The sequence below is a fragment of the Undibacterium sp. TJN25 genome (assembly GCF_049339885.1).
Lineage (GTDB): Bacteria > Pseudomonadota > Gammaproteobacteria > Burkholderiales > Burkholderiaceae_D > Undibacterium.
Genome location: NZ_JBMPPM010000035.1, coordinates 1 through 889 on the forward strand (window position 1 = coordinate 1; position 889 = coordinate 889).

General features: G+C 57.3%; 2 protein-coding genes. One reads left to right on the forward strand and one right to left on the reverse strand.

Annotated elements, in window-relative coordinates; genetic code table 11:
- Positions 1-503, forward strand: a 503-nt coding sequence (locus ACO0LO_RS28980) for a cupin domain-containing protein (RefSeq protein WP_422970012.1), incomplete at its 5' end; no start/stop codon positions are given.
- Between the two features lie 51 nt (positions 504-554).
- On the opposite strand, the gene ACO0LO_RS28985 is transcribed toward ACO0LO_RS28980, so the two are convergent.
- On the reverse strand, positions 555-889 hold a 335-nt coding region (locus ACO0LO_RS28985), incomplete at its 5' end, for a glycosyltransferase (protein ID WP_422970014.1).

The following is an 889-nucleotide window of genomic DNA, read 5'->3' on the forward strand; positions in this document are numbered from 1 at the left end:
ATGTGATCGTGGTGGAAACCCCGGATGCGGTGCTGGTGACCAACAAGAGCAATACGCAAAACATCAAGCGCATCGTCAGCCGCCTGCGGGAGGGCAACTATGCGCAGGCGGACAACCATCGCAAGGTGTACCGGCCCTGGGGGCATTATGATTCTGTCGATAGCGGCGAGCATTTCCAGGTCAAGCGCATTGTGGTCAAGCCTGGTGCCCAGCTATCGATGCAGATGCACAGATACAGGGCGGAACACTGGATCGTCGTGAAAGGCGTTGCCATCGTCACCAAGGGCGAACAGTTGCTGACGCTGCTTGCCAACCAGTCCGTGTACATACCGGTAGGCGTCAAACATAGGCTGGAAAACCGTGGAGAAACCGACCTGGAACTAATCGAGGTGCAATCCGGTTCTTACCTGGGCGAAGACGATATCGTACGCTTCGATGACATCTATGGCCGGGTATTATTTGAACATGAGCTGACCCGCGACACTAGCCGCACCATGCCCTGAAATTAAAAAGCGCACCGGCATATGCATGCCGATGCGCTTTTTTTATCCCTGTCAGGACACTGAACTCAGCTGCATCTTTCTTCCGGCAGCATCCTCCAGCACCCGCTGATACAAGCCCACATAACCCCGCGCCATCTGCTCCGACGTGAACAAGGTCTGGTAGCGTTCATACGCGCGCCTGCCCATCTCTTCCGCCCTTTGCGGGTGGTTCCACAGGTATTGCATGGCATTGCGCAGGGCGGCCGGATCGTTGGGCGGTACCACCAGCCCGGTCTGGTCGGCCAGGTTGATGTAGGTGGTGCCGGTGCCGATCTCGCTGGAGATCATCGGTTTGCCGAACATGGCGCCTTCCAGCAGTGAGATGCCGAAGGCTTCGGAACGCAGGT